20 protein-coding genes are annotated in these 25,330 nt (G+C 36.3%); 12 read left to right on the forward strand and 8 right to left on the reverse strand.

The genetic code is table 11. From position 1 onward, the window contains the following. The first annotated feature begins 96 nt into the window (after positions 1 to 96). The gene (locus tag FCI53_RS17840; RefSeq protein ID WP_138420380.1) at positions 97 to 522 is read left to right on the forward strand and encodes an OsmC family protein; all 426 of its coding nucleotides are present in this window, start codon (positions 97 to 99) and stop codon (positions 520 to 522) included. A 42-nt stretch (positions 523 to 564) separates the two neighbouring features. Here FCI53_RS17840 and rpoN read toward each other — a convergent pair whose 3' ends face one another. Continuing rightward, positions 565 to 1,887 (reverse strand): RNA polymerase factor sigma-54, encoded by a 1,323-nt coding sequence (rpoN, locus tag FCI53_RS17845; RefSeq protein WP_138420381.1) that lies wholly within the window; start codon positions 1,885 to 1,887, stop codon positions 565 to 567. 214 nt (positions 1,888 to 2,101) lie between these two features. On the opposite strand from rpoN, the gene FCI53_RS17850 reads away from it, so the two are divergent. From FCI53_RS17850 to FCI53_RS17870, 5 genes are all read left to right on the forward strand, one after another. Next, positions 2,102 to 3,901 (forward strand): sigma-54-dependent Fis family transcriptional regulator, encoded by a 1,800-nt coding sequence (locus FCI53_RS17850; protein WP_138420382.1) that lies wholly within the window; start codon positions 2,102 to 2,104, stop codon positions 3,899 to 3,901. Positions 3,902 to 4,210: 309 nt separating this feature from the next. Further along, positions 4,211 to 5,422 carry an iron-containing alcohol dehydrogenase gene (locus FCI53_RS17855; protein WP_138420383.1) on the forward strand — a complete coding sequence of 404 codons (1,212 nt, stop codon included), beginning with the start codon at positions 4,211 to 4,213 and terminating at the stop codon, positions 5,420 to 5,422. Positions 5,423 to 5,446: 24 nt separating this feature from the next. Next, the gene (locus FCI53_RS17860) at positions 5,447 to 6,805 is read left to right on the forward strand and encodes a GntP family permease (RefSeq protein WP_138420384.1); all 1,359 of its coding nucleotides are present in this window, start codon (positions 5,447 to 5,449) and stop codon (positions 6,803 to 6,805) included. Between the two features lie 31 nt (positions 6,806 to 6,836). After that, positions 6,837 to 8,297 carry a CoA-acylating methylmalonate-semialdehyde dehydrogenase gene (locus FCI53_RS17865; RefSeq protein ID WP_138420385.1) on the forward strand — a complete coding sequence of 487 codons (1,461 nt, stop codon included), beginning with the start codon at positions 6,837 to 6,839 and terminating at the stop codon, positions 8,295 to 8,297. Positions 8,298 to 8,695: 398 nt separating this feature from the next. Next, positions 8,696 to 9,085 (forward strand): DUF1259 domain-containing protein, encoded by a 390-nt coding sequence (locus tag FCI53_RS17870; protein WP_138420386.1) that lies wholly within the window; start codon positions 8,696 to 8,698, stop codon positions 9,083 to 9,085. Between the two features lie 57 nt (positions 9,086 to 9,142). Here the strand turns inward: FCI53_RS17870 and FCI53_RS17875 are convergent, their stop codons facing one another. Further along, positions 9,143 to 9,847 (reverse strand): hypothetical protein, encoded by a 705-nt coding sequence (locus FCI53_RS17875; protein WP_138420387.1) that lies wholly within the window; start codon positions 9,845 to 9,847, stop codon positions 9,143 to 9,145. Between the two features lie 190 nt (positions 9,848 to 10,037). Here FCI53_RS17875 and FCI53_RS17880 point away from each other — a divergent pair, with 190 nt between their 5' ends. After that, on the forward strand, positions 10,038 to 10,829 hold the full coding sequence (locus FCI53_RS17880) for an ABC transporter ATP-binding protein (protein ID WP_138420388.1): 792 nt from the start codon (positions 10,038 to 10,040) through the stop codon (positions 10,827 to 10,829). After that, positions 10,826 to 12,436 carry a hypothetical protein gene (locus FCI53_RS17885; RefSeq protein WP_138420389.1) on the forward strand — a complete coding sequence of 537 codons (1,611 nt, stop codon included), beginning with the start codon at positions 10,826 to 10,828 and terminating at the stop codon, positions 12,434 to 12,436. Before FCI53_RS17880 ends, FCI53_RS17885 begins: the two co-directional genes overlap by 4 nt. 225 nt (positions 12,437 to 12,661) lie before the next feature. Here the strand turns inward: FCI53_RS17885 and FCI53_RS17890 are convergent, their stop codons facing one another. Together FCI53_RS17890 and FCI53_RS17895 are read right to left on the reverse strand one after the other, a co-directional pair. Then, positions 12,662 to 13,978 (reverse strand): MFS transporter, encoded by a 1,317-nt coding sequence (locus FCI53_RS17890; RefSeq protein WP_138420397.1) that lies wholly within the window; start codon positions 13,976 to 13,978, stop codon positions 12,662 to 12,664. A 283-nt stretch (positions 13,979 to 14,261) separates the two neighbouring features. Beyond that, positions 14,262 to 15,197, reverse strand: coding sequence for an NADP-dependent oxidoreductase (locus FCI53_RS17895; protein WP_138420390.1), 936 nt, complete (start codon positions 15,195 to 15,197; stop codon positions 14,262 to 14,264). 446 nt (positions 15,198 to 15,643) lie between these two features. On the opposite strand from FCI53_RS17895, the gene FCI53_RS17900 reads away from it, so the two are divergent. Continuing rightward, the gene (locus FCI53_RS17900; protein ID WP_138420391.1) at positions 15,644 to 16,291 is read left to right on the forward strand and encodes an FMN-dependent NADH-azoreductase; all 648 of its coding nucleotides are present in this window, start codon (positions 15,644 to 15,646) and stop codon (positions 16,289 to 16,291) included. A gap of 507 nt (positions 16,292 to 16,798) precedes the next feature. Here FCI53_RS17900 and FCI53_RS17905 read toward each other — a convergent pair. Both FCI53_RS17905 and selD read right to left on the reverse strand, forming a co-directional pair. Then, positions 16,799 to 17,416, reverse strand: a complete 618-nt coding sequence (locus FCI53_RS17905) for a polysaccharide deacetylase family protein (protein WP_246050145.1) — start codon at positions 17,414 to 17,416, stop codon at positions 16,799 to 16,801. Between the two features lie 135 nt (positions 17,417 to 17,551). Continuing rightward, positions 17,552 to 18,586 carry a selenide, water dikinase SelD gene (gene selD / locus FCI53_RS17910; protein ID WP_425457195.1) on the reverse strand — a complete coding sequence of 345 codons (1,035 nt, stop codon included), beginning with the start codon at positions 18,584 to 18,586 and terminating at the stop codon, positions 17,552 to 17,554. 968 nt (positions 18,587 to 19,554) lie between these two features. On the opposite strand from selD, the gene FCI53_RS22080 reads away from it, so the two are divergent. Further along, positions 19,555 to 19,689 (forward strand): hypothetical protein, encoded by a 135-nt coding sequence (locus FCI53_RS22080; RefSeq protein WP_281279560.1) that lies wholly within the window; start codon positions 19,555 to 19,557, stop codon positions 19,687 to 19,689. Positions 19,690 to 20,137: 448 nt separating this feature from the next. Continuing rightward, positions 20,138 to 21,124, forward strand: coding sequence for a hypothetical protein (locus FCI53_RS17915; RefSeq protein WP_138420393.1), 987 nt, complete (start codon positions 20,138 to 20,140; stop codon positions 21,122 to 21,124). Positions 21,125 to 21,456: 332 nt separating this feature from the next. Here the strand turns inward: FCI53_RS17915 and FCI53_RS17920 are convergent, their stop codons facing one another. Together FCI53_RS17920 and FCI53_RS17925 are read right to left on the reverse strand one after the other, a co-directional pair. After that, positions 21,457 to 22,101: an NAD-binding protein gene (locus FCI53_RS17920; protein ID WP_171038224.1), complete on the reverse strand. Its 645-nt coding sequence runs from the start codon at positions 22,099 to 22,101 to the stop codon at positions 21,457 to 21,459. Positions 22,102 to 22,177: 76 nt separating this feature from the next. Then, positions 22,178 to 23,194 (reverse strand): potassium channel family protein, encoded by a 1,017-nt coding sequence (locus tag FCI53_RS17925; RefSeq protein ID WP_171038225.1) that lies wholly within the window; start codon positions 23,192 to 23,194, stop codon positions 22,178 to 22,180. A 185-nt stretch (positions 23,195 to 23,379) separates the two neighbouring features. Between FCI53_RS17925 and FCI53_RS17930 the strand changes: the two genes are divergently transcribed. After that, positions 23,380 to 24,744, forward strand: coding sequence for a TrkH family potassium uptake protein (locus tag FCI53_RS17930; protein WP_138420396.1), 1,365 nt, complete (start codon positions 23,380 to 23,382; stop codon positions 24,742 to 24,744). The last annotated feature ends 586 nt before the right edge of the window (positions 24,745 to 25,330 follow it).

Below are 25,330 nucleotides of genomic sequence, written 5' to 3' on the forward strand. Positions count from 1 at the left end.
ATTTTTCATAAAATGTAGAAGATTATATACTTAGGTTATTGAATGAAATACAATCATCAACAAAACATAAGTGAAATTACTGAAGGAGATGTTAATATGGATTTAAATATTAAATGGAATGGAGATATGGCTTTTTCTAATGTTACGCCATCTGGTCATGATATTAAAATGGATGCAGCGGAAGCAGTTGGTGGAAAAAATACTGGGGCAAGACCTACAGAACTATTACTTAACGCTGTTGCTGGTTGTACAGGAATTGATATCATTTCTATCTTGACAAAAATGCGCTTAGAACCTACGGATTTCCAAATGGATGTGTCCGGGGAACGTGCCGATGAGCATCCAAAACGTTTTACAACCATTTCCATTCATTATGCATTGGATGGAGATTTACCTGAGGATAAAGTAGTTCGTGCGATCAAGCTTTCTAAAGATAAATATTGTTCTGTTTCCCATACTTTAAATGCTGATATTTCTGTTAGCTATTCGATCAATGGTGTGAAGGGTGAACAAGAGCTATAAGACTCTAAGATATTTTTATAAAAAGCAAACGCATCCGCTCTTCTATGTAGCGGATGCGTTAATTTTTGTTCGTCCTTTCCGTAACTTAGTCGAAGGGATTTTTAATTGGTTGCGATATTTAGCAACTGTTCGCCGAGAAATTAGGATATCCTGTTCTTTTAGTATATTGGCTATTTTTTGATCGGAAAGTGGTACGTTTTTGTCTTCTTGTTCAATTAATTTGGCAATCAAATGCTTAATTTTATTGGAAGAAGTTGCTTTTCCATTGGCTAATGGAATTGAGGATGTGAAGAAATATTTTAATTCATATAAGCCAAATGGTGTCTGTACATATTTACTCGTTGTTGCTCGACTAATCGTTGATACATGCAGCTGACATTCGTTTGCGATTTGTTTTAATGTTAATGGCTGAAGGTGGGAAGGCCCTTTATAAAAAAAGTCAGATTGATGTGCTGCAATTGCCTGCATCACTTGTTGTAATGTGAGGTGACGATGGGCAATCGTTCGTTGCAACCACTTCAATCGCTTATATTTTTCACGTAAAAACTGACTTGTTTCCTGATCTACTTCTCCCTTCAATAAAGGTAAATAATCATCCGACAGCTGTACATTTGGTATGAGTTGATCATTTATTGCTACTGTAATATCATTTGTTTCCACATAAACAAATAAATCAGGTGTTACATAGTCACGCTCAGTCGGTGGATCTAATGCATTGGCAGGTTTAGGGTTAAGAGATTGGATAGAGGTCAATACCTGTTTAACCTTTCCCTCTGTAATATTTAAAATCTCAGCAATCACATCAAATTGACCTGAAGAGAGCGCTTCCAAATGATCTAACACTATTTGTTGAGCGACTAGATTATCTGGATCATTCCGAGCAATCTGGATGTACAGACATTCTTGTAAACTAGTTGCGGCAATACCAGCTGGTTCCAATTGTTGAATGGTTCTTACAGCCTGTTCCACCTGTTCGACTGTTACCTGTAACTGTTCCGCGACATCATCGAAAGGTTCTTTGAAATAGCCGTTATCATCTAACATTAAGATGATATAGTTGATCATCTTTTGTTGCTGTTCATTAAGGTGGAGGTGGATAACTTGTTCATGTAAATAGTCATAGAGATGATCCCCTTCAGACTGAACAAAATCTAATGCACCTGCTCCATCTGTCACATCGTTAGTAGCCAGGTTCTGATCATAATCGTTTGTTTCTAATTCTAATAATGGATTTTCTAAAGCTTCATTTTCAATGAAACCAACTAAATCAGTAGTCGAATAGTTTAATAGGGAAAGGGCCTGCCGCATTTCAGGTGTGATGTTTAGTTTTATTGTTTGTTCGGTCCTCATATCTAAGTGAATCATGTTCGTAAACCGCCTTCCATGTGCTGCAGTTAAAAGAAACCTACAATTATTATCTATGATTATGATTATTAGCTATTTTGATGAAAGTTCAGAATTTTAACATTTTAAACTAATATCTATTATAATGCAAATTTGATATAATTTGTAAAAATATGTTTCAGTTAAAGGTCTTGATAAGGGCCTGGAAAATGCAATGAAGAGGAGCTCGTAGATCATGTATGACTTATTACAGCATAGTTCTGAACGTTTTAATACGACATTTGATTTAAAAGTTTCACGTTGGATGTTGCCTAATCCATATTGTATAAAAGGAACTACATCGATAAAAAAAGCTGCTACGATGTTGCAACGTGTTCAAATAGATTGTTTGCCTGTCGTTGACGATGACATGTATCCAATAGGAGTGGTAACATTACGAACATTACTTGGGCGAATGTTGGATGGGAACCCAGATGAATCTGTGATTACCTATGCTACAATCAAAGCAGCTACCATCCATGCAGAACAGTCTATCTTAGATATCTTATCAACGGCACATACAAATTTTTCTGTGACGAATGATCAAGGAAAATTAGTTGGTATTCTATCCAAAAGTGAAGTCATGGATGGTTTTTCTCATTATATTCGATCGATGAACCATAGAGAAAATGTAGCAGAAACATTGAGTACTATTTTAGAAAGCGCATACGAAGGAGTAGCTGTCGTAGATGAAAATGCAGTTATTTTAGAATTTAACCAAGCTTACAGTAGATTTACAGGAATTGATCGCCAAGATGCGATCGGTAAACATGTTCAAGAGGTAATTGATAATACGAAATTACATCATACGATTAGGACAGGGATACCAGAACGAGGGGTAGTCCAATATATTCAAGGTCAGGCAATGATTGTTCATCGTATCCCTATATGGAATAATGATCGAGTTGTCGGGGCAATTGGTATGCTCATTTTTGAAGGCGTGTCGGAAGTGTATCAAATCTATGAACGTTTACAAGGTAATCCTAATCAAATGGAGCAGTATTCCTCGACTACAGTTCAAGATCAAACAAATACAACAACATTAGACCTAATTATTGGAAGTAGTGAAAGTATAGCAAATACGAAACGAATGGCGAGAAAAGTTGCGAAAACAAATGCAACCGTTTTAATTACTGGTCAAAGTGGCGCTGGTAAAGAATTGTTTGCTAAAAGCATTCATCATTTAAGTTTACAAGCGCAAGGTCCGTTTGTAAGTGTCAATTGTGGGGCGATACCTGAACACTTATTTGAATCAGAATTATTCGGCTATGAGCAAGGTGCATTTACAGGAGCGAAAAAGGATGGGAAACCTGGTAAATTTGAGATGGCACAACACGGGACCTTATTTTTAGACGAAATTGGCGAAATGCCACTGATGATGCAAACAAAATTGTTGCGTGTATTGGAGGAGCGCCAGGTGGAGCGTGTCGGTGGTTTGCAGAAGTATGATGTCAACGCACGTATTGTGGCAGCAACCAATCGGGATTTGAAGAAAATGGTGGAAGAAGGTAATTTTCGAGAGGACTTATATTATCGGATTAATGTAATCGAATTACCTATTCCACCATTAAGGGAACGATCCGAGGATATTCCGGCACTTGTTGCCCAGTACACAAAATCAATATGCGCCAAACATGCTTTGCCCGATAAAGGATTAACGTCTGAGGCGATGACAGTGTTTTTACAGTATGATTGGCCTGGGAATATTCGTGAACTTGTTAATACGTTAGAGCGATTAATCGTATTAGTGGATAAAGATTTGATTGGAGTAGAGGATTTACCTGATGATATGACAAATATGTTAACAAACGATGCAGAACAAACAGAAGGATTTGCACCGATAAAACAACTACACGTTCAAGGTAACGATAAAGAAAGACAATTAATTCAACATGTACTGAAGCAAGTTAATGGAAATAAATCGAAAGCTGCAAAACAACTTGGTATTCATCGTACCACGTTGTATCAAAAAATGAAAAAGTATCATTTATATTAAGGCTCTTTTCTAAGATATTGACGCTCTTCGCTTTTGGGCAGTTAGAAAGGCAAACGCTGATAGGTGAATGAATTTACCAAATTAGCGTTTGCCTTTACAAAAAAACTTTTTCAAAAGCAACCATGTTTACGAAACCAGCCTAATTAAACAATCTTAAAAAAAGTGTAGTGATAACACTACAAAATGACGTGTTTTAATGTAGTGATCACGCTACATAACAACAATCTTGTGAACGAATAGTACAAGGGATTAGAGTTGGCACGGTTTTTGCATGTATAAGGGTGAGAGATAAAAAAAGGGGTGAGCTAGATGGAGAATTACGCAGTATTTCAAATGCCGCAGACAATTAATTATGGTCGCCATGCTTTTAAAAAGTTAGGGGAAGAGGCTGCTACAAGAGGAAAAAAGGCGCTTGTTGTTAGCGATAAAGTGATGGATAGTCTCGGCTATGTCAAGAAGGGACTTGATTATTTACATGAAGCTGGAGTTGAAGGCGCTGTTTACTTAGGGGTAGAGTCAGAACCAACCGACGTGTATGTAGACGAAGCGATGAAGTTATTCGAACAAGAATCATGTGATTTGGTCATTTCCATCGGTGGAGGGAGCTGTCTTGATACAGCGAAGACAATTGCTGTCCTTCAAACGAATGGTGGATATATCGGGGATTACATGGGGAATCAAAAAATAGCAACAAAAGCTGCAATTCCTCATATTGCCGTTCCGACAACAGCTGGTACTGGATCAGAGGCTACAGATGTAACCGTCATCACGAATACGTCAAATGATGTCAAAATGATGATAAAACAGCCTGCGTTTTTACCTGAGGTAGCAATTGTAGATCCACTCTTAACCATTTCGTCGCCAAAACATGTAACCGCTGCCACTGGAGTGGATGCATTGAGTCATGCGGTGGAAGCTTACATTTCTAAGAAAGCACAACCGATGACAGATATGATGGCACTATCCGCAATGGAGTTAATTGTGAAGAATTTACAAACAGCTTATCAAGATGGGGATGATGTTGATGCGAGGGAAGGAATGTCCCTAGCAGCATTACAAGCGGGTGTGGCATTCTCAAACGCGTCAGTATGTTTGGTTCACGGCATGTCAAGACCTATCGGTGCAATGTTCCATGTCCCACATGGTTATTCAAATGCGATGCTACTACCTGCAGTATTAGAATATAGCAAAGATTATGCTTTAGAAAGGTTAGCAGATTTAGGAAGGTTTTTCTCGGCAGAAGCAGAAAATTATTCGCACAAAGAAGCAGCAGACTTCGCTGTTCAATCTGTTAAAAAATTGTGTCTTGATTTAAATATTCCGAACTTACAAGGGTGGGGTATTGACAAGCAAGAATTTGACATCGCAATCCCCAAAATGGCAAAGGATGCATTAGCGAGTGGTAGTCCAGGTAACAATCCACGCGTTCCTACTCAAGCAGAAGTAGAAGAATTATATCGAATTTGTTATTCCTATGATTTTACAACCGATGTTTCGACTAAAGAATCAAAGGTAAGATAAAGGGGAGTATAGGGAGGAAGTAACATGGACGTCATTGGTATGCTAGGGCTTATTGCATCGTTGATTCTACTAATCTATTTAACAATGAGAGGTACCAATATCATTATCGCAGCCATTTTGAGTTCGATTTTGGTGGCGGTCACAGGAGGGCTTAACCTCGAAACGGCTTTACTTGATAATTATATGGATGGATTTACCGGTTATTTTGCTTCGTGGTTTTTAGTGTTTTTACTTGGAGCCATTTTTGGTAAATTCATGCAAGAGACAAAATCAGCAGAGAGTATTGCACAATGGATTAAAAAAACATTTGGTGCGAAGCGAGCGGTGTTTGCCGTGGTAGCTGCAGCGGCCATTATGACGTACGGGGGAGTTAGTTTATTCGTTGTTGGTTTTGCTGTCTATCCAATTGCTGTTTCATTATTCAGAGCGGCAGACTTGCCACATAGATTTATTCCTGCTGCCCTTGTATTTGGGTCTATCTCATTTACGATGACGGCACCGGGATCACCAGAGATTCAAAATATTATTCCAACTGAGTTTTTCGGTACAACACCAACTGCTGGTGGTTTTATAGGGGTTTTTAGTGCAGCGTTGGTAGCGATTGCTGGGGGATTGTGGTTAGGGAGAATGGTGAAGAAAGCTTCTGCCAATGGGGAGACTTTTTCACCACCAAATGAATCAATAGCTGCGAAAGAAATGGCGGCAGCGATTGCGGAAGAAAAAGAGGAACCATCCGGGTCTAGCTCGAAACCAGAAGAAGAGGCATTACCTAATGTTATTGTTTCGATCTTGCCACTTACAACCGTTATTGTATTGTTGAATATACTTGGACAATTTATGAATCCGACCACCGCATTGTTAATTGCGTTGACAGCAGGGATCTTCTTAGCTTGCACAACAATGAAATCGTTCCTAACTGAATTTTGGGAATCGCTGTCTGTTGGTACACAAAATGCGCTAGTTGCACTTGCTAACACTTGTGCGGTTGTTGGTTTTGGTAGTGTAGCCGCTCAAGTGTCTGCATTTAATAGTGTAGTAGATGCACTTGTGAATATGCCTGGTCCTCCTTTAATGGGGCTAGCAGTTGGTGTAACGGTCGTTTGTGGTATTACAGGTTCTGCATCTGGGGGATTAGGTATTGCGTTGCCAATATTGGCACCAATTTATTTAGGGCAAGGCCTTGATAATGGATCGATGCACCGAATATCAGCGTTGGCATCAGGTGGTATTGATTCCCTGCCACATAATGGGTATGTGGTAACGACGGTTCGAGCAATTTGTGGTGAATCACATCGTCGAGCCTATAAACCTATCTTTTTAGTTAGCGTTATCGTGCCGTTAATTGTCATGTTCTTAGCAGTATTCTTATATTCAATTTTCTAAAATAACTAATTCATATTGGGAGGAATTTTTCATGATTAAAACAGAAGTAAAACAACTAAAAAACTATGTTGGGGCTAAATGGATTGAAGCAAAGTCAGATAAAACAGAAGAAGTAGTAAATCCAGCAACAGGTGAAGTGATTGCCCATGTACCAATTTCTTCAAAAGAAGATATCGATCAAGCCGTAAACGTAGCGAAAGAAGCATTTGAATCTTGGAAAGAGGTTCCAGTACCAAAGCGTGCACGTATTATGTTTAAGTATCAGCAATTACTTGTAGATCACTGGGATGAGTTAGCAGAAATTATTACAATTGAAAATGGTAAAAGCTTTAAAGAAGCAAAAGGAGAAGTACAACGTGGGATTGAAAATGTAGAATTTGCTGCTGGTGCACCATCCTTGATGATGGGGGAACAACTACCTTCGATTGCATCTGGACTAGAGTCTAGCGTCTATCGTTATCCGATCGGTGTTATTGGTGGCATCACACCATTTAACTTCCCAATGATGGTACCGTGCTGGATGTTCCCTATGGCAATTGTTACCGGTAATACATTTGTATTAAAACCATCAGAACGAACGCCGCTACTTGCAAATCGTTTGGCTGAATTGCTAGAACAAGCCGGGTTACCTGAAGGTGTCTTCAATATCGTTCATGGTGCACATGATGTGGTGAATGGTATCTTGGATCACGAAGATATTGCAGCAATCTCTTTTGTTGGTTCTCAACCAGTTGCGGAATATGTCTATAAGCGTGGTACAGACAACTTGAAGCGTGTGCAAGCACTTGCTGGTGCGAAAAACCACTCGATCGTATTAAATGATGCGAATCTTGACAATGCAACAACGCAAATTCTTAATGCAGCATTCGGTTCTGCAGGAGAGCGTTGTATGGCTGCATCTGTTGTAGCGGTTGAAGAATCTGTTGCAGATGATTTCATTGATCAATTAGTGACCAAAGCAAATGAAATTCAAATTGGTAATGGTCTAGATGAAGGGGTGTTCTTAGGGCCAGTTATCCGTGACAGTCATAAGGATCGTACATTACAATATATCGAAACAGGTGAAAAAGAAGGGGCAGAACTAATTCGTGATGGGCGTAAAGACGTAGAAGCACAAAAAGAAGGTTACTTTGTTGGTCCTACCATCTTTGATAATGTAACGTCTGAAATGAAAATTTGGCAAGATGAAATCTTCGCACCTGTCTTGTCAATCGCTCGCGTGAAAGACTTAGGTGATGCAGTGAAACTTACGAACAAATCACGTTTTGCAAATGGTGCTTGTATCTTTACCAATGATGGTGGAAGTGTACGCCAGTTTCGTGAAACCATTGACGCGGGTATGCTAGGTGTCAATATTGGTGTGCCAGCTCCAATGGCATTCTTCCCATTCTCTGGCTGGAAAGATTCCTTCTATGGTGATCTTCATGCCAATGGTAAAGATGGTCTTAGCTTCTATACGCGTCAAAAAGTGATTACTTCCCGCTGGGTATAATCTAATATAAGTAGAAAAAAGAGCCTGCTTCGGTGAAATGGAGCAGGTTCTTTTGTTTATCCCGATGCAATCGTCCGTAAGACTCCTACTTCAAAACATGAAAGAAAACGGAAATGTTTAAGTGTGATTATACTTTCGCTTTCACCTCAATTGATTCAAAAGCCTTTGGGTCTCTCCTTGGTACTTATATTCAGAGGGGGGAGAGCAAAAATCCCCCTCTGAATGAAGTTTCACTTTGTGACTTAAAGAATATTACCCTCAAGCGAACGTTGCAGTCATCCATTTGCTAAATGGAATGAAAGTAGATTTATAGGACAGAGCTTTGCTATAATTCTTGCACAGGACAGATGCCTAGTGCATAGGTTACTATATATTACAGTCATAAGGGTGTCTAGTTCATGCAAGATTTTTATTCATTATGTTATCGGTATGGGGTGATATTTGGTAGAGAACCTCATGTGGAGAATGGTGTTTGTACGGTGGAATGGGACCGTGATTTGTCCGTGATGATCCAAGGTCGTCCCAGTCATGGTGAACTTCATGCAGAAGTTATGTTTGAATCTCTAGATGAAGTAGGGTTCGCACTTAATTTAGGGGAATCTGTCATGTTGGAGGAAGAGGTTCCTTTATTTACTAACATGTTGGCTAGAAATGGAGTACAAATAAGTGCGATTCATAACCATTGGATGTATACCGAACCAACAATCTTATATGTGCATTTTCAATCGGTTGAACCACCACTGGCGTTTGCTCGTAAGGTAGCGGATGCTTTTGCAGTATTGCGTTAAATGAAAAGTGAAAATTGATCATAGGGCAAGCATTATTTCACTAATGCTTGCCTTTGACTATTCCGAAGTTACTTTCAGATATGTTTCGATTTTATCGGGTAAAACTTCCGTATCCCAAGGGTGCCAATACCATGTACCCCCATCATAAGAGAGCGTATATTGTTGGGCGATGACTTGATCGGTATAAAAAACGACAGTATATCGATCGGGATCTCCATTTTCAATGCTTGGTCGAAAGGATGGTTTTGTTTCCCTTTGGTCTAAAATAGTAAGAATCTTTTCAATCTCGGAAGGATTTTCTATTTTATTTAGGCGTTGTGGTGGGGGACTAGATGTATACATTTCTATTTTGTTAATTGCACGTTTATCTAGATCTTGATAGTGCCAATTTGATTGATTCCCAGTTTGGTATAACCGATAGCCATTAATGGTATTGTTGTTTTTAACGGCAAGCATATCAGGTTTATTTTGAACAGCATGTAGTTTTGTTCCTTCATCTAAAAATGCCGCATCCCCGTCTTTAATTTGATATCCAGGATTTGAAACGTTGTCAGAAATATGAAATGCTACTTCACTGATTTCTTCTCCGATGAATGTTGGATCTGCTATTATCGCTGAATAAACGGACTCGTACTGTTTGCCATTAATCTTTACAAAATCAACCCAATCGATGATGGTATGCGCATTCGAGTCCGTTTTGTCTATTGATTGACAGGCTGCTAAAAAAGGTACACTAAGAATGATGATTAAAAATTGTTTCATGATAGGTCCCCCTCTTTATATAGGACGTGTGCTTTCGTAAAAGGTTACAAAATTGTTCTATTAAATGTATCTTGTAGCGACACTGTTTTTGTTGGAATGGTTGTTGAATCGACAGACTTGCTTCATACTATTATAGTATGTACGCTTTGTTAAGACATTGCATTGTACGATTGAAGCTAGGGGGATAAGAATGGGGAATCAAAAGGTGTTAGCACTAAAACACTTAACCAAAAGTTTTGGTCAGAAGCATATTTTGCAAGGTATAACTCTTGATGTCTATCAAGGAGAAATTATTGGCTATATTGGACCAAATGGGGCCGGGAAAAGTACAACAGTCAAAATTATGTTAGGACTTGTCGATGATTTTGAGGGAGAAGTGGAACTGTTTGGTTACAATATCGCTGATGGAGATCCAACCTATAAGCAAAGAATTGGCTATGTTCCGGAACATGCTGAGGTGTACGATAATTTAACCGCAAGAGAATATTTGACGTTTGTCGGTGAGTTATACGGGATGGAACGTGATCATGCCGAAGAAAAAGCGAAAGACTTAATGGCAATTTTCGAATTGACGGATGTGTTCGATGCAAGACTATCCTCTTTTTCGAAAGGGATGCGGCAAAAGGTATTAATCATTGCTAGTTTACTACATAATCCTGATTTACTATTTTTAGATGAGCCACTAAGCGGATTGGATGCGAGTAGTGTCATGATCGTCAAAGAAGTATTGGCGCAATTGGCGGAACAAGGGAAAACGATTTTTTACTCGTCACACATCATGGATGTGGTAGAGAAAATTAGTAACCGAATTGTATTGTTACATGATGGTCAGATTGTTGCAGATGGTAGTTTCGAACAGTTACAACAACAGAATAAAGAAGGAACATTAGAGCAGATTTTTAATGAGCTAACCGGTTTTAATCAACATGAAGCAATTGCTTCCTCGTTCGTTTCCGTTGTTCAAGATGGTGACACAACATGAGAGAATTCCAATCCTTAAAAATCTTAGATACTTTTAAAAAAGGATTTGAAGTATTTGGTGTCGATTATGAAGTGATGCGGAAAATCTTAGAGGTCAAATTGACGATGGATCAACGAAGAGTGCCGACGATGTTTAATCAGTCAACAAAGAAAAAGGAAGATAATAATCAATTTTTAAAATCGTTAGGGATGTATCTGCTCATGAGCTTGATTTTGATTCCGCTTGTTCTAGGGGATCACTATTTTTTTCAAATGAGTTTAGTATTTGGAATTGTGATGTTTATTGTGATGACGTCGATGATTTCGGATTTTTCTACCGTATTGTTGGATGTGCGAGATAAGGTGATTATTGGAACAAAACCAGTGAACGCTAGGACCATTAACACAGCAAAAGTGATTCATGTGACGATTTACTTGTTTTGTATCACTGGTACATTGACAGCACTTCCATTAATAGTCAGTTTAGTTCAACAAGGTTTTTTATTTTTTATTGTTTTTGTAGTTGAGTTAATCCTATTGTCTTTTCTAATTATCATGTTTACAGCGCTTATTTATATTGGTGTGTTGCGTTTTTTTGACGGTGAAAAGTTAAAAGATATGATTAATTATGTGCAAATCATGCTGACGATGATGATGCTTGTTGGCTACCAATTAGTAATACGCTCCTTTGAATTTGTTGATTTTCAAATGAATATCACGATTCATTGGTGGCAATATCTGATTCCACCAATGTGGTATGGGGCAGCATATGAATGGTTATTGCAACACAATCAGGGTCAATCGATTATGGTATTGTCGATCCTCGGATTGGTGGTTCCTATTCTAGCATTACTTGTTTATTTGCGACTGATCCCATCGTTCGAACGTAATTTAGACAAGTTATTGTCACAAAATACAAAAGCAACAAAACGCGGTACCTTTTACCGGGAATGGTGGGCAAATATATTATGTCACACGAAAGAAGAGAAAACCTTTTTTCTTTTTGCCAACCAGATGCTAAGTCATGAGCGAGAATTTAAACTAAAGGTTTATCCAACGATTGGATTTGCTTTATTTTTCCCATTTTTGTTTCTATTTAATGATTTACGTTTACGTTCGTTTGCAGAGATGAGCAATAGTAAGCTGTTTTTAACGATTTATTTTTGTATTTTGATCATTCCAACTGGAGTGCAAATGATCAAGTTCTCGGAAAATTATCAGGGAGCGTGGATTTTTAAGGCAACACCGATTAAGTATGTTGCAAATATGTATCGAGCAGCGACAAAAGCGTTACTTATTAAGCTATTCTTCCCAGTATTTTTGTTATTAAGTGTTGTATTTATTTTCATTTTTTCAATTCGCATTATAGTATCATTGTTGGTTGTTGGATTAACAGCATCGTTATTTTCAGTAATTTGCTATAAGGTGTTAAACAAGTCTGATTTACCATTTACCGACTCGTTTGCTGCTGCACAGCAAACAGAAACAGCCAAACACTTTGCGTTATTTGCCGTAATTGGTGTGTTTGTTGGAATACATTTTTTCTCTTTAAGTGTGCCATACGGTGAGTATGTTTATTTCGGTGTTTTAGCAGTAACGAATTGGTTCATATGGAGGCGGGTTTTTTAAAATGATTTATGTTCGTGATATTTGCAGAAATGTATGAGTGTGGTAAATGAAATAAATAAGAAAAGAGCAACAACAGAATATGGCATTTAATTGGTTAATGTCTTTTCTGTTGCTCTTTTAGCATTGATCTCCAAATGGTTATGTGCTTTTGTCTTACTAATTATATGTTGTTGTAGTTTACTCATAAATAATAGCTATGCATTTCAAGTAAGATCAAATCCTTTATTATTGGTTTTCTAAAGTATCGATTGGAATTTCTGCATGCTTTCGAGCGTAATAATACCAGATAATGATCGCGCAAAGCACATAATAACTTATAAAAATATATAGCGCCAGATTAACATTTCCTGTATGTTGGATAGAAAATCCGAATAATTGTGGTATAAAGAATCCACCAAATGCACCGATTGCAGATGCGAACCCAATTGCAGCAGGTGATTCTTGTGGCCCGAAGATAATTGGGAACATCGTAAAGATAGAGCCGTTGGCAATGCCACCAGTTGCAAACAATAAAAGGAAAGAGACAAAGAAACCAATAAAGCTTCTGGAGTTTTCATCAATAAAGAAAATAACTCCTATAATCCCAATGACCATAAGAATAATATCAATAATCGATACTTTTGCGCCCCCAAATTTATCTGCAAAATAGCCACCAAGTGGTCGTCCGAGTGCACCTAATAATGGTCCAATAAAAACGAATTGTACTGCATTAATTTCTGGAAATTCCCCATCTATTAGCAATGGAAAAGCCGCGGAATACCCGATAAAAGAGCCGAAAGACATAATATAAAGGATTGTGATCAAATACATATGTTTTCCCTTAAATACTTCTAGTTGACTTGCTAATTTAGGTTTTTCCAAAGGTAAATTGGTCATTCCAAAAAAAGCTAAAAATGCAAAAGCAATAATAGGGATAACCCAAATAAGTGCCCCATTTTGTAGCCAAACTTGAGTGCTTTCGGTACCGTTTTGAATCGTTTGCGGCTCTCCACCAAGTGCCCCAAATAACGGAATAGAAATAACAATCGGAATGAGAAATTGTGCTAAACTGACTCCAAGATTTCCAAGTCCACCATTAATACCAAGTGCTGAGCCTTGTTTAGTTTTCGGAAAAAAAGGTCCAATGGCAGCCATGGATGATGCAAAATTTCCTCCACCAAACCCGCAAAGAGCAGCAAGTAGTGCCATTGTTGTGTATGGTGTATTTGGGTTGTTTAATGCTATGCTTATTCCTAAGACTGGTAGGAGTAAGATTAACGTGGATAAAACCGTCCATGTTTTTCCGCCGGTATAGGTAACCCCGATCGAGTAAAATATTCTCAATAATGCTCCTGTTAACGCAGGAATAGCGGTTAGGGAATAGACTTGTTCTGTTGTATAGTTAAATCCAGCATCAATTAATTGAAGAGATAGAACTGACCAAATTTGCCATACGCTAAATGCGATCAGTAAATTTGGGATTGATATCCATAAATTGCGGCTGGCAATTTTTTTGCCTTTAGATTCCCAAAATTGCTGATCATTTGGATTCCAGTAATTCATACCTCCCAATGGTAATTCACTCCTTTCATTTTCGACATAAGTTACATATTCGTTAGCATTTGTAACTACTGAGTAACTATGCTTAACTATTAAATGATTTTTTTTGCAGTTAGGATTGGCTTCTAATTAGTAAATAAGAAAGGGGGGGCTGCGCTTGGAGTTTACTTGTCCTCAGTCCAGCCTTTGTCTTCACTTAAGGGCTTGCTAGTAGGAAGTATTCTTTAGGCAGGAAAATATGTGAATACCCCCTAATTTCTAAAAATATAGGGGGCTACGTTTTACTTTATTTCATTTTAATAACTATTTTTCCTTTTGCATGGTGAGTTTCACTTAATTTATGCGCCTCTCTTAGTTCGTTTTCAGAAAAATTAAATACATGACCAACTTGAGGTTTGACAATTCCTTTTTCTAATAGCTCTCCAATCTGACTAAGTTGTTGTCCATTTGGGGTGAGCCAGTAAGATGTGGCTTTTACTTGATGTTGTGTTGCAAGTTCTTGTTTTGGTTGGCCAGCAATCGTAACGATTCTGCCACCAGGTTTTAGTACCTGAAAGCTTTTATCCAAAATCTCTCCACCCATCGTGTCAACAACGGCATCAACTTTTTCTAATTCTTCTTCAAATTGCTGGGTTCGGTAATTAATGAACTGATCGGCACCAAGCTCTTTGACATATATTTCATTTTTCTCACTTGCAGTGGTTGCCACATGAGCGCCTATATGTTTAGCAAATTGAATCGCTAAACTCCCGACACCGCCAGCTCCAGCATGGATAAGTACATGCTCTCCGTGCTTTAACTTAACTTCATCAACAAGACATTGCCATGCGGTTAAACCTGCTAGTGGAATTGATGCTGCTTGTTCATAGGAAATATTGGTAGGTTTTTTTGCTAATAAGTCTTCGTCGACGGCGGTGTATTCTGCATAAGTACCATTTGCTGTCGTGTCTGGTCGAGCAAACACTTCGTCCCCAACCTTAAATTTTGTTACGTTGCGTCCTACTTCGGTAATGACACCTGCTACATCCCAACCAAGGATAATAGGAAATGAGAAATCGAGCATTTGTCTTAAATAACCTTCCCTCAATTTCCAATCAATTGGATTAATTGATGTAGCATATACTTCCACCAAAACTTGGTTATCTTTAATTTGTGGTGTAGGCACTTCCTGTTCTTTTAATTTTTCTTTGCTTCCATATTCATTAATCACAATTGCTTTCATTTACATTAGCTCCTTTTTGCTTGATGTAAAATTAGTATGAGCAATTATAACCGAAGTAAAATGACGATTACAAAGAAATAGTTTCTCTTATCAGTTTACTTCCGGGGTGTTGGCTACATTTTATGTATGTTTCGGTCTGTAATGTTCCGAAATGAACAATTTTAGATTGCAGATGAGTAACTCACAGTTGTTCACAAAATAGTAATATTTAAAATTTCATTGTTAGAAAGATGAAGGTTTGTTGTTTCGAAGGCTTGATTTGAAAGGTTATATAAGGTTTATTTAGCTTTTAAAAGACAGGAGTGAGACACTTAATAGTATCCTTTTTGATACTAGGTAACTTTAAAGTGCGTAGTTGTAATTCTGTTTATTTTTTTACATAATAATATATATCTTATGATGATAAGTAAATGAAGGAAATGGATATTAGATGGAGGATTATGAACATGAATGTATTAGTTGTAAAAGCAAATAACCGCCCGGCATCGGAGGGGGTTTCTAGTAGAATGTATGAGACATTTATGGAAGGTGTCTCTAAACTAGAAAATATAACTGTTTCTACTTATGATGTGTTTGCAGAAGACACCCCATATTTTGGCCAAGAACTATTTGATGCTTTTAATAAGCTTGCAAATGACGAGGAATTAACAAGTGGTGAACAGCGCCTTTTAGATGCCAAGCAAAAGGCAAAGAGTATATTCGCAGCTGCTGATATAGTGGTGTTTGCATTTCCACTATGGAACTTAACAATCCCGGCTAAATTACAAACATTTGTTGATTACATCAATGAAGCAGGCTTTACGTTTAAATATAGCCCTGAAGGAAATATTGTTCCCCTAAAGCCAGAGAAGAAAGTGGTATTGTTAAACGCACGTGGAGGTGTTTATTCCACAGCTGAAATGCAATCTATGGAAATGTCTGTTAATTATATGCGTAATATTTTTGCTGGCATGTTTGGTATGGAAATCATAGATGAAGTGGTCATTGAGGGACATAATGCAATGCCAGATCAAGCAGAACAAATTATTGAAGAAGGATTGCAAAAAGTGACAGAAGCAACTTCTAAAATAGCTTCTCTTTCTGTTACTATGTAATGTTATTAATCAAAAGCAGTACATTCTTTATTGTTGAATGTACTGCTTTTTTAGTTGTCAGGAAATTATAAAAATGTGACGCTGTGGATTACTAATTGCAGTGTAAGCCACGTCCGCGAAGCGCTAAAGCTGTAGCGCAACTTCCCTCACCTCGGGCCTACAGGACAAGGAAAACTACGACAGCGAAACTTCGCACGAAGAAAAAGCGATTTTTCTTTTTCGAGGAAGTAGGTCAGTTCGACGTTGTCACAGGACGTGACGTTCTTAGTCGAACATCCTTTGTGTAAGTCAACATCGATTCACTCTTGGAGGAAGGACGACTAAAAACGGGCTTTGCGCCCAACTCACGTCTACCCCTTTTGCAGGGGCATGTTTCCTTTATCTCCTGCGGAATGAATGTTCGGTTAAGTCCGCCGCTCCTGAGCGGCAACACCGAACCACCTGCGATGCGCAGGCGCAGTTCGTACGTCGCTAACCGGGCGACCCGAGCCTTTGTTCTTTATAAAACTATAATAAAACAAAGCGATAACCTCTTTGCTTGATTGCTTGTATAAGAGCAAGAAGTATTTGGACAGTCTGCGGCAGTTCATGTAATAAGATAATTGCCCCGTTTTCGAGTTGATTTACTACATTTTCAATGATTTGTTCTGGATTATGGGTGAGTTCCCAATCGTATGATGGAATTTGCCACATAATGGTACTTAAGCCGAGCTGATTGGCTATTTTCAATGTATTCGAGTTGTATTGACCGTATGGTGGGCGAAAGAAGGTAACTTTTTGTTGTGTAATACGTTCAATTTTATTACTACTGTCTTTTATTTGATCATATTGTTCATCAAAAGATAGTTCGCTCAAATTCGGATGATCAATCGTATGAGAACCGATGACATGTCCTTCCGTTAAGACACGCTGCCAAGGTTTGTGGGTCTCCACTAGTTGTGATTGCCAAAAAAACAGTGCAGGGACATTTTCACTTTTTAATATATCTAGTATTTTAGGTAGGAACTCACTTGGACCATCATCAAATGTTAAGACAACTGTTTTTTTATGATTAGTTTCTTTATGTGTTATAACGATTGGAATTTTCATATTGTTTGGGTGGTTCGGCTGTTTATTACTGGTCATTTCGGAACACCTCACAATTGATAGTGTATAAAAGGACTCATGGATGAGTACTTTTATACACTGATAAGAAAGTGAAAATTTTAAGACATTAGACAAGCCTATATTGCCAAAGCTTTGCCAGCCGACAAGTTTTCTTTATTTAACCGTGATAATACCTGGTGTTTCTTTCGTTACCTCACCAATCGTAGCTGCTGTTAGGTTATGTTCATGAAGAGAATGTAATAATGAATCTGCTTCTTTTTCTGGTATACAAATGAGTAGACCGCCAGAAGTAATGGCATCAGACAATATTAGCTGACTTAGTTCACTAACATTATCACTATATGTAACACTATCTTTTAGCCATTGATGATTTTTCTTTGACCCACCTGGGAAGACATTTTTCTCTAGAAGATCCTTTGTTTTTGGTAAAACAGGAACATCGCTATGATAAATAGTGATACCAACTTGACTTCCATCGGCGATTTCATGTGTATGACCTAGTAAACCAAAACCAGTCACATCCGTACAAGCTGAAATATTAAAATCGGCCATTACTTCTGCTGCATATTTGTTTAACTGTGCCATAACTTCCATAACTTGTTTGGTTGTCTGCGGATCAAGTAAATCTTTTTTAATGGCTTGAGTTAGAATACCAACTCCAATTGGTTTGGTTAGAATCAATTTATCACCTGGTTTGGCACCAATATTCGTACGGATTCGTTCTGGATGTACCGTTCCTGTTATAGATAATCCGAATTTTGGTTCTTGATCATCAATCGAGTGTCCCCCGACTAATGCTGCGCCAGATTCCTTCACCTTATCGGATGCTCCGGATAAAATGTCTGCTAAGATAGATTTATCTAATGTATTAATAGGAAATCCTACAATATTCATTGCGGTTATCGGTGTCCCACCCATCGCATAGACATCACTCAATGCGTTAGCAGCAGCAATTTGGCCAAACATATATGGGTCATCCACAATAGGAGTGAAGAAGTCTAATGTCTGAACCAATGCTGTTTGATCGTTGATTTTATAAACACCAGCATCATCAGATGCATCTAACCCAACGAGTAAGTTGGGATCTGTAGTGGATTGTGGTAAGTGACGCAGCACCTGCGTCAGGTCTCTAGGACCAATTTTGCATCCTCAGCCACCTTTGGATGACAAAGAAGTTAACTTTATAATTTCTTCTTTAGACAATTGTCTCCCTCCTTTTAGAGAAAAAGCTTGACTATTATTTTATCATACATTTTTTGAAATATTTTATTTATTTGTTTGTAATACTATAAATCGCGCTGCAATCTGTCCGTTCAAAACATGATAGGAAACGGAGGTGTTTAAGTGGGAGTAAACGGTCGCTAACACCCCAATTGATTCAAGGGCCTAGATTTCTTGTGGCGCTATGTGAGGAAATAGGAAAACTCATTTGAGTGGAATTTCATTATATTTAAGCCACTTCAACATTCGCCTCAGAATGAATGCACATCTATGATTGATGATGTCACTATTAAGAGTAATACGTAGGTTAATCATTTGTCGTCTGAAAGAATGAATTCATAGTAATTTGTAAGATGGGGGATTGTTCATGAATTGAGAGACAATTATGTCTCTAGATGAAATCTGATATTCTAAAATTAGGTGTTTATGCTGTTTTTTAAGGAAAAAGGAATGAGGGGATTGCATGATGGCGGGATTGTGTGAGAATCGAACTCACCGGAGACGGCACGCGCCTCCCTCAGGGTTTTGAAGTTCTATATGGGTTGTACTTTATGGTAACTCATAAGACCTCAAAGTGCGTTGTTATAGGACTTCCATAATCGCCAATGTTTTTAAGTATCTGCTTATTATTAAATTTGGGCACCAAACTCGGCACCAATTTAAAAGTTATTTTAACATAAGAATTTACCTACAAAAAATGATTTGTCTTATTCTTTGACTTTTTTTATATAAAAACATGTATATAGTATAATTGAAGCAACTGCTGTGACTCAGATACGAATAATAATAAGACGCTTATCATGATGTGTAGTGTTTTGTAATCTGACAAAAAGTGGCTATACCCATATAAGGGAGTAGCCACTTGGATATCGAGTTGATGGAGTATTAGACCTTGCAGTACATTCTCTTAAAGATTTAATGAACGAGATAAAGAGATGATCGAGAGAGGGAAAAATGAAATACGACGTAATGCAATTCGGGTATTGTCAGAGTTAGAAATTTCAGTTGAAGTGATTTCTGAGGCACTAGAAATGACAGTAGCAGAAGTAAAAGAAGTGTTAAAGAATTAATTCTTTTTAAAAGACTTAAAACTGTGTATGTTGAAGGTGCAATAGAGGTGTAGATTTACTTTATATTTTATTAGACCTTACCTTTTGAGGTCGGTTGATTAATCAAATGTTAGAAAATAAGAAATATAAATTAAGATTAATAACTTTTTAAGGTCCTCTTTAGGTTAACAAGAACTATTTATTATACAGTAGGATTTTTTGCTACGTAGCACAATCATACTGCGTAACTGTTCTAGAAGTAGAGAATAAGTTTATTCCATTAAAGGGCGCATTTCCAGTATAGGAGATGTGTCTTTTGTTATGTGAGAGCCGTATTGAAATGGAACTTTTTTAATTGCAAAAGGATATTTATGGTAAAATTAAAATGGTCTTCTACATTGTCGAACTCTTCCTAAATATCAGATATCCGAAGAAGAAATGAGAATAGATAAATAGAGGTGTAATAGATATGAGTCATACCCACGTTGGTCTTGATAATGATTTCACGAACTATATAGAAAATAATAATTTTGAAATGACAATTTTCACTGAATTTGCTTTACCTTACTATCTTTTAATCAATAGTGGATTTTTTACATTTGAAGCAGATGAAAACTTCATAATCTCCGAAAGCAATAAAAAAAGAAAGGTTGCTTTTCGTATTCAAAGTTTCTATAGAGACGAGCAAAAAATTCCACTGAGAGAATCTACATTTACAATTAAACCAAACAAACTAAGTACTGAAAGTTATACATATGGAGTTTTCAATTCTATAATTCAAGTGGCCATACAATCTTTTAACTCAGAAAAGGAACTAATAAACACCAAATTACAAGAGAAAGGAAGTGATTTTACTACTGATATTAACCAAGCATTTTTAGAATATATTTTATTTAGATACAATGAAACTACTGAAGGAAATCATGCAATAAGCCCTTCAGTTTATGATTGCAGTCATTTATCTTTTTATTATATCTACAGTAATTTTTTATTAGCAAACGCAATGATAACAACAAATTTGAATAATATAAACCAAATAAATGATTCTAATTTTAGAAGTTCATTAAATAGAGAGGTAAATGTAACAAACGCATTTTATGGAGAAGCAAAGTATGCTTGTAAAACTTATGATTATAAAAAAGCTATCATCTATTCAGCTATCACAATAGAGACATATATAAATAATATAATCGATAAGATACCTAATAGTGAAGAGTTTGAAATGAATTCAAATGGTAAGTTTAGATCTATTTTTTCTAAAACCAAAATGCTCATTAGAGCTGGATATTTAACTTCTAAAATAGAAATAATTGATTTAACTGAAAATATGAAAAATATAACTGATACTAGAAATGATATTATGCATGGAAAACTAAAAAGCTTTGAATTACTTAAAGTTAAAGCCATTAGGTCTATAGAGTCATTAGATAAAATATTAACAAATTTATTCGAGTAAATTTTTTTAAGAAATATTCGATAACTCTTTTGTAACGGAGTTTAATAAAACAAATTCATTTACTGCACAGTACATCGATACTATTCAACAGAAAAGGATATTCAACAATCAGGCGCGAATGCTGAATATTGCTCTTCTGTTATTAATGCAGGCTAATGAAAAAAGAGAAATAAGTGCATTTTTGTACGATCGAAATAGAGGAAAGATACTAGTTTTAATTATTTACTTAAAGAAGGAGGTGCCTTGAACAAGAAACAAGCATTAAATGTTATATTCATTTATTATACGAATTCCACTTGTTCTAAGCTTAAATTCTATAGTTAGAGCGAAATTTAGATTGCTATTAAACGGTGATATTCATGCAATTTCGAATCGGACCTCGGGTTAATTAGTATATTTCCATGAGATTCCACTCCAATAACTAAATGACCTTTTTGTAGTAATTGTATATAGCAAGTTCTAAAGGTCTCTCCTATTAAATATTGTGGTGTAGATATGACTTTATAATCTTGCTGTACTAATTGTTGTAAAGGCGATTTTTCTAATTGATTACCAAAAACTTCGTGGAACATTAATTTATACAGGAACTGGTTAGTATTTAATACTCTATTAGCCCCTACTCTTTCAGCATTATCAATATTCTTTTTCATTAATAGTTCAGTGAAAACTTCAATATTTGGATTTAAAGTCTTGGCTATTAAGGAAACTTGCAAACAGAATAGATCGGAATGTTCCTCATCTATATGAATATTTGATGTAATAATCAACTTTTTCGTATTTTTAATATGTGCTTCATTTAATACTGAAACATTGGTAGCGTCACCTTGTACAAATTGAATATTATATATATCTTCGGGTTTTCTTTTTAAAGTAGAGTCAACTAGTGTTATATTTATGCTTGGATCGTGCTTGTTGAACAGTTGAATTAAATTTTTAGACCTTTCATTCCAACCAATTAGAATATAGTTATGTTTCATGTAAGTCACCACTTTATTGTTATACTTTTGACTATTATATCCAAAATGGATCGGAAGTATAATCCAACATAATGAATTAGGTATTTTGAATTGAATGATAGGTTTTTTTGTCACAAATAATGTATAAACCAACGTCTTTAGGTATTTCATCGTCAATTCTTCTAATAATCCCTAGATCATTATCAGCTGAAATTAGGTTAGCGCCTTTGTCTCTTAAATCATTAAAAGCATCACGGTACGTTTTCCAAGAAGGATTAGGGTTAATCTTCCATAAATCATCTCCATACCTCTTGCTCAATAATTGCCTAAATAATTGACTGGAACCATGATGCAACGTAGATTTTGCCATTAAAAATGGAAAAGCATCATTTGAAGGGATAAATTCATCAATTTTTACATGATTGAACATTTTTACATGCTTTTCACGCACCATCTCAACGATCGTATAAATATCTCTATTATGTTCGATTCCATAGCTTTCAATTGCTGAAGCAACCAAGAGTGATTTTCCATCCAAAAAAAGTTCATCCTCACTTTCTGACGCAAAAATGATAACCGAATTTGATTTCAAAATATTTGCTTTATTAAGCACCTCATAGCTTGTAGGATCACCATGGATGTAGTGAACTTTTTCGTGATCGATAGGTGTTTTATCTAACTGATCTATTAATACAATGTTATTATTTTTGTGCTCATTCAGCAAAATTTCGTCTAGAGTTTTCTTAGCTTTTGACGACCATCCAACTAAAACATAATGGTTTTGTCCGTTGTAATTCAATTTCCCTTCCCCCTTAAGTCTATTATACAAATTAAAAGCATTCACAACTTTCCCAAGTATAATTCCAATTAAGCCGATCCCTGTTAAATAAAGAAACAACCCAAATACCTTTCCAGCATTTGTAACGGGTGAATAATCACCGAATCCTACCGTTGTAACAGTAGTCATCACCCACCAAAAACCTATAAATGGGTTTTCAAAATTATTCGGTTCTATGAAATAAATAATAAAAGCACACAGAGTGTAGAAAATGGATGCGAAGATAATTAGTTTTAAGGTATTTATATTTACTGTTTTTTGAATGATTTCAAACATTAAATCTATCCCCCAATAAATTAACATTATCTTTGTTGCTAAACCTTTTGTTATTTGCTATCTTTAATAAATATTCCATATATTTACTTATAATAAACAGCACATATGAAAAAATATATACTCATATGTTTACGATTCAGTAAAATTTGTGAATTGAAACTGTCCATAAAATAGGAGAGATAGAAATGAGTTTTTTTAATAGAATTTTTAAAGTTAGTCATTTATCAACTATCCGTATTATAGTCTTGTTTTATATTTTGGCAGTAATCGTTTCTATGGTGATCCTTGGACTACCTATTTTTCACCAACCTACTGTCGATCTAACTTTTATTGATTTATTATTTACTGCAGTAAGTGCGGTAAGTGTAACGGGTCTTACGGTAGTTTCGACAGCTGATACGTTTAATGCAGCAGGCAAAATTGCACTAACAGTAGTTTTGCAATTTGGTGGAATTGGGATTATGACTCTTGGGACCTTTATTTGGATTATTTTAGGAAAAAAGATTGGATTGCGTGGTAGACAACTTATACAAGTTGACCAAAATAGAGTAACTTTGGCAGGGCTCGTTAATTTAATGTTAAAAATCCTGAGTATAATAATAATAATTGAAACAATAGGTACAATTGTTTTAAGTACATATTTCCTGAACTACTTTGATACATGGCAAGAAGCTCTGTTACAAGGCTTTTTTGGTGCTGTAAGTGCTACAACAAATGCAGGTTTTGATATAACAGGTTCTTCTTTAATTCCATTTGCTGATGATTATTTTGTTCAATTTATAAATATTGTCCTATTAATACTAGGGGCAATTGGATTCCCTGTATTAATAGAGATAAGAGAAGTGCTTAGTGGGAAAAATAAAAGTGTAAATAATAAATATTACTTTTCATTATTCACTAAATTGACGACATTAACTTTTTTTGCTCTTATTGTTGTTGGATGGGTTTTAATCTATTTATTAGAGCGTAATGCTTTTTTTGCCGACAAACTGTGGCATGAACAGTTTTTTTACAGTCTTTTTCAATCTGTCACGACTAGGAATGGTGGCTTGGCAACCATGGATGTTAGTGAGTTCACTTCGCCAACTTTAATTGTATTGTGTGTGTTAATGTTTATAGGTGCTTCTCCAAGTAGTGTGGGTGGGGGAATTCGGACTACTACATTTGCAATTATGTTGTTGACGATATTTAATTATGCAAAAGGAAATACAGGTATCAAGGTTTTTGGAAGAGAATTGGATGATGAAGATGTGATTCGTTCGTTTATTGTAATAACAACTGCATCTATGTTATGTATATCTGCAATTGTATTACTTAATTATATAGAACCTTTTCCAGTTCTTCCGATTATATTCGAAGTTAGTTCTGCATTTGGAACAACAGGTCTCTCAATGGGTATCACCCCAGAATTAAGTACAGCAGGTAAATGTGTGATTATATTTTTAATGTTTGTAGGTCGGATAGGGATCTTTTCTTTCTTATTCATCATGAGAGGAAAAGCAACGAAAGATATTTATCATTATCCAAAAGAGAAGGTGATTATTGGGTGATGGCTAAAACCACTCTACAGGGCGGGATGATTGGCTTCTTTTTTGGGATTATAGTTTCAAGGGTATCGCTCTATGTTTTGATAAGCGTGTTTGAAATTCATCTGTTAGAAATTCATCCGAACATTTATACTCTTATTGTTTGTTTGCTATTTTTCTTGTTAGGTATTAACATTTCACGAAGTTACTAAGAAAAAACCAGCACATATGAGTTTTCACTCCTAGTATGTTCTGGTTTTTTTCCTATAAAATTGCTACAGTTTATTTAAATTTGGCCCCAATATCGTGCCTACCAAGCCTTGCTCCAAGTAAAATAATGCAGTACCTAAACGACCACCTGCTAAAGCAGGTGGTCGTTTAAGGTTCGGGTGATTTTAATATCCAAGTTTTTTTAAGCTAAACGGGGGTTAAGTAAATTAAGTGATAGCAAGAACCTCAGCATCTTTGCTGCGTAGTACAAGAATACTATGCATTAAAAATATATTAAACAATCAGGCATCACTGTTACATAATGATATTTAAAATTCTAGTCTAAGTCCCTATCAAAGCAGTCCTATGACAGGGACTCAGACTTACCCCCAAACTTTAC

This window comes from Aquibacillus sediminis, from assembly GCF_005870085.1.
GTDB classification, from domain to species: domain Bacteria; phylum Bacillota; class Bacilli; order Bacillales; family Amphibacillaceae; genus Aquibacillus_E; species Aquibacillus_E sediminis.

Bases quoted from the DNA above. Each gene is read 5' to 3' on its own strand.
- FCI53_RS17890 (WP_138420397.1), bottom strand. From the start codon at position 13,978: ATGAATTACTGGAATCCAAATGATCAGCAATTTTGGGAATCTAAAGGC.
- FCI53_RS17920 (WP_171038224.1), bottom strand. From the start codon at position 22,101: ATGAAACATAACTATATTCTAATTGGTTGGAATGAAAGGTCTAAAAAT.
- FCI53_RS17880 (WP_138420388.1), top strand. From the start codon at position 10,038: ATGGGGAATCAAAAGGTGTTAGCACTAAAACACTTAACCAAAAGTTTT.
- FCI53_RS17895 (WP_138420390.1), bottom strand. From the start codon at position 15,197: ATGAAAGCAATTGTGATTAATGAATATGGAAGCAAAGAAAAATTAAAA.
- FCI53_RS17850 (WP_138420382.1), top strand. From the start codon at position 2,102: ATGTATGACTTATTACAGCATAGTTCTGAACGTTTTAATACGACATTT.
- FCI53_RS17875 (WP_138420387.1), bottom strand. From the start codon at position 9,847: ATGAAACAATTTTTAATCATCATTCTTAGTGTACCTTTTTTAGCAGCC.
- rpoN (WP_138420381.1), bottom strand. From the start codon at position 1,887: ATGATTCACTTAGATATGAGGACCGAACAAACAATAAAACTAAACATC.
- FCI53_RS17860 (WP_138420384.1), top strand. From the start codon at position 5,447: ATGGACGTCATTGGTATGCTAGGGCTTATTGCATCGTTGATTCTACTA.
- FCI53_RS17870 (WP_138420386.1), top strand. From the start codon at position 8,696: ATGCAAGATTTTTATTCATTATGTTATCGGTATGGGGTGATATTTGGT.
- FCI53_RS17905 (WP_246050145.1), bottom strand. From the start codon at position 17,416: ATGACCAGTAATAAACAGCCGAACCACCCAAACAATATGAAAATTCCA.
- FCI53_RS17840 (WP_138420380.1), top strand. From the start codon at position 97: ATGGATTTAAATATTAAATGGAATGGAGATATGGCTTTTTCTAATGTT.
- FCI53_RS17885 (WP_138420389.1), top strand. From the start codon at position 10,826: ATGAGAGAATTCCAATCCTTAAAAATCTTAGATACTTTTAAAAAAGGA.
- FCI53_RS17930 (WP_138420396.1), top strand. From the start codon at position 23,380: ATGAGTTTTTTTAATAGAATTTTTAAAGTTAGTCATTTATCAACTATC.
- FCI53_RS17855 (WP_138420383.1), top strand. From the start codon at position 4,211: ATGGAGAATTACGCAGTATTTCAAATGCCGCAGACAATTAATTATGGT.
- FCI53_RS17925 (WP_171038225.1), bottom strand. From the start codon at position 23,194: ATGTTTGAAATCATTCAAAAAACAGTAAATATAAATACCTTAAAACTA.
- FCI53_RS17865 (WP_138420385.1), top strand. From the start codon at position 6,837: ATGATTAAAACAGAAGTAAAACAACTAAAAAACTATGTTGGGGCTAAA.
- FCI53_RS17915 (WP_138420393.1), top strand. From the start codon at position 20,138: ATGAGTCATACCCACGTTGGTCTTGATAATGATTTCACGAACTATATA.
- FCI53_RS17900 (WP_138420391.1), top strand. From the start codon at position 15,644: ATGAATGTATTAGTTGTAAAAGCAAATAACCGCCCGGCATCGGAGGGG.
- FCI53_RS22080 (WP_281279560.1), top strand. From the start codon at position 19,555: ATGATCGAGAGAGGGAAAAATGAAATACGACGTAATGCAATTCGGGTA.